The organism is Nonomuraea sp. NPDC049784 (genome assembly GCF_040659615.1).
In the GTDB taxonomy this organism is placed as follows: Bacteria; Actinomycetota; Actinomycetes; order Streptosporangiales; family Streptosporangiaceae; genus Nonomuraea.
Genome location: NZ_JBFAMX010001280.1, coordinates 1 through 1,132, shown reverse-complemented (window position 1 = coordinate 1,132; position 1,132 = coordinate 1). Strand labels below are relative to the sequence as shown.

General features: G+C 73.9%; 2 protein-coding genes. Both read left to right on the top strand.

Going from position 1 to position 1,132, the window contains the following annotated elements; translation table 11 throughout:
* Positions 1–788, top strand: a 788-nt coding sequence (locus tag AB0J09_RS65430; RefSeq protein ID WP_360714647.1) for a phosphopantetheine-binding protein, incomplete at its 5' end; no start/stop codon positions are given.
* A gap of 64 nt (positions 789–852) precedes the next feature.
* A partial coding sequence (locus tag AB0J09_RS65425; RefSeq protein ID WP_360714645.1) for a condensation domain-containing protein occupies positions 853–1,132 on the top strand: 280 nt, incomplete at its 3' end.

Genomic DNA, 1,132 nt, shown 5'->3' with positions numbered 1-1,132 from the left:
GCGCTCCCACACCGCCCGGAGCCGCCGGCGAGCTGTACATCGGCGGCCCGGGCGTGGCCCGCGGCTACCTCAACGCGCCCGACGCGCCCTTCGTCACCCTGCCGGACGGCCGTTACTTCCGCACGGGCGACCGGGTGCGGCTGCGGCGGGACGGCCGGCTGGAGTTCCTCGGCCGCCTGGACGCCCAGGTGAAGGTGCGCGGCTTCCGCGTCGAACCGGGCGAGGTCGAGCACTGCCTGCTCACGCACCCCGACGTCCGCCAGGCGGCCGTGCTCGCCCGAGACGGCGACCTGGTGGCCTACGTCGTCCCGCGTTCACCCGACGAGCCACCGGCCGCCCTCGCTGCCCACGTCGCGCGGGCGTTGCCGCCGTACCTCGTTCCCACGCACTGGGTGATGCTCGACGCGCTCCCCCTCACCCGCAACGGCAAGCTTGACAAGGCGGCGCTCCCCGAGCCGGACGGCCCCGTGGGCAGCGACGACACGCCGCCCAGGACCGACGCCGAGGAGCTGGTCGCCGATGTCTGGGCCGAGGTGCTCGGCGCCGACAAGATCGGCGCGTTCGACGACTTCTTCGCCCTCGGCGGCCACTCGTTGCTGGCCATCAGGGTGGCCGCCAGGTTACGCGCCCTCGCGGGCGTGGACCTGCCGATCCGCACGCTCTTCGACCGCCGTACCGTCGCCTCGCTGGCCCTCGCCGTCGAGGAGGCGCTGGTGGCCGAGGTGGCGGGGCTGTCCGACGAGCAGGCCAGGAGCCTGCTGGATCCGCGACCTCCGGAGGGCTCATGACCGAGCTTGTCGAGGTCATCAATAGGCACAGCACCTTGGTCATGAGACCGACGAAGGAGGGCTCATGACCGAGCTGAGCGAGGCCCAGCGGGCGCTGCTGAGCCAGCGGCTCCGGAGGCGCGACAAGCCCCGGCCGAGCATCCCCGCGCTGCCCGCCCACCAGCCCCCGCCCCTGTCGTACGCGCAGGAGCGGCTGTGGTTCATGGAGCAGTACGCGCCGGGGAACGCCGCGTACACGATCCCGCTGGTGCGCCGGGTACGCGGGCCGCTCCAGGCCGACGCGCTCGAGGCGGCGCTCCGCAAGGTGTGCGAGCGGCACCAGCCGCTGCGCACCCGCTTCCCGG